Genomic DNA, 2,299 nt, shown 5'->3' with positions numbered 1-2,299 from the left:
GGGACGAGGTGCCGGACGCCGCCTACTGGGTGCGCAACCTCCGCCGGCCCGTCCGTTTCGAGGAAGCCGTACGCGAGCTGACCGCCGACGGCTTCCGACGGTTCGTGGAGGTCAGCCCTCACCCTGTGCTGACGACCGGAGTGCAGGCCACGGCCGAGGACCGGGGCGTGGACGTGGCCGTCGTGGGCACACTGCGGCGCGACGAGGGCGGCCGGGCACGCCTGTTGCGATCGGTCGCCGAGGTGTTCGTGACCGGCGCACCGGTGCGGTGGGCACGGTCGTACGACGGGACCCCCGTACGGCGGGCCGAGTTGCCGACGTACGCGTTCCAGCGGAAGCGCTACTGGGCGGCAGGGTCCTGCGTCGCCACCCGCGGCCCGGCGGCAGGCCGGGACGGTACGGAGGCGACGGGGCACGCCTTGCTCGACACCGGTGTACCGATGCCCGGGACCGGCGGATTCCTGTTCACGGGGAGCCTGTCGCTGACGGACCAGCCCTGGCTGCGGGACCATGTCGTACAGGGCCGGGTGGTCGTACCGGGCACGGCGCTGCTGGACATGGTGCTGCGTGCGGCGGAAGCGGCCGGCTGTGACCGGGTGGATGAGTTGACGCTCGAAGCGCCCCTGGTCCTGACCGGAACCGAGGCGACCCTCGTACAGGTGCTCGTGGGCAAGGCGGACCAGGACGGCAGTCGTGAGGTGCACGTTCACGCCCGTCCGCAGGACGCGTCGTCCGACGTGCTGCCCGACGGCTGGGTGCGGCACGCGCGGGCCGCTCTGACCAGCGGCGGCGCCCACGCGGAGCCCACCGGCCCGGAGACATGGCCCCCGGCGGGTGGAGAGCCCGTGGAGATCGCGGGGCTGTACGAACGACTGGGCGACAAGGGCCTTGCATACGGACCGGCGTTCCGCGGCCTGACGGACGTGTGGCGCGGTCCCGGCGGCGAGGTGCTCGCCGAGGCAACCCTGCCGGAGGCGGACCCTGCGGGCTTCGGTATCCACCCCGCGCTGCTGGACGCGGCCCTGCACGCCTGGCTGGCCTGCGAGGACGACACGGATGACGCCGACGGCGAGGACGGCGTACGCCTGCCGTTCCTGTGGACCGGCGTCACCCTGCACGCCACAGGAGCGACCCGGCTCAGGGTCCGACTCGCTCCGTCCGCCGAGGGCGGGTTGTCGGTGCGGGTCACGGACACCGGAGGGCTGCCGGTGCTGTCGGCCGACGGGTTGGTGACCCGCCCGCTGAGCGAGGCACGCTTCCCGGAGCCCACCGGCAGTGGCGCCGCGCCGTACCGGGTGGCCTGGAGCGCCGTGAAGACGCCGGCACGAAAGGGCGGGCCCCTGAGCGTCGCGGTGCTCGGCGAACCGCTCGCCGGCCTGCCCGAGTCGGATGCGCCCTACGCCGGGTGTGCCGACCTGACGGCACTGGAGGAGCGTCTGACGCGCCAGGTACTGAAGGCACCCGGCCATGTCCTGGTGGACGTGGCGGCAGGCCTGCCCGCGGGGACCGGTGACGACGTCGCCGCGTCCGCCGAACACACCGCCGGGCACGCTCTCGACCTCGTACAACAGTGGCTGGCCGACGAGCGTTTCGCGGCATCCCGGTTGGTGCTCGTCACCCGGGGCGCGGTGCATGTCGAGCGCGGCGAGAAGATGGACGGACTCGCGGCGGCAACCGTGTGGGGCCTGGTGCGCTCGGCACAGACCGAACACCCCGACCGCTTCGTCCTGCTCGACCTGCTCGGCGCCCCCGGGAAGGAGTCCCGAGGCACGGCGCCCGACACCGTGCTACGGGCACTGTCCACCGGCGAACCGCAGCTCGCCGTCCGGGGCGAGAACGTCTCCGTACCGCGACTCGTCCGCGACGAACCCGCCCCGGCACCGGTCGAGGAACGCCCCGCGCAACGGCATCTCACCCATGCCGGGAACGGCACCCTCGAAGGCATCGCCTGGACCCGGGTGCCGGACGACGACACCGGTCACACCGACCGAATCCTGGGGGAGCGGGAGGTACGGGTCGAGCTGCGGGCGGTCGGACTCAACTTCCGTGACGTGCTGATCTCGCTCGGCATGTATCCCGACGCGGAGAACGCCCCGATGGGCAGTGAGGGTGCGGGTGTGGTGACCGGGGTCGGCTCCGCCGTGACAGGTGTGGCGGTCGGCGACCGGGTGCTGGGGATCTGGCAGGGGGGTTTCCGCTCCACGGTGGTGGTGGATGAGCGGGTGGTGGTGGGGGTTCCGGTGGGGTGGTCGTTCGTTGAGGCCGCGTCGGTGCCGGTGGCGTTTGTGACGGCGTTTTA

1 protein-coding gene is annotated in these 2,299 nt (G+C 72.8%); it reads left to right on the top strand.

Annotation, left to right across the window (positions count from 1 at the left end; all coding sequences use genetic code 11):
- Positions 1-2,299, top strand: a 2,299-nt coding sequence (locus ACFXPL_RS37090; protein WP_384927581.1) for a polyketide synthase dehydratase domain-containing protein, incomplete at both ends; no start/stop codon positions are given.

Origin of the sequence: Streptomyces sp. NPDC059092 (assembly GCF_042756365.1) — a bacterium.
Lineage (GTDB): Bacteria > Actinomycetota > Actinomycetes > Streptomycetales > Streptomycetaceae > Streptomyces.
The sequence above is the reverse complement of the archived record's forward strand: the minus strand, read 5'-3'. Positions and strand labels throughout refer to the sequence as shown.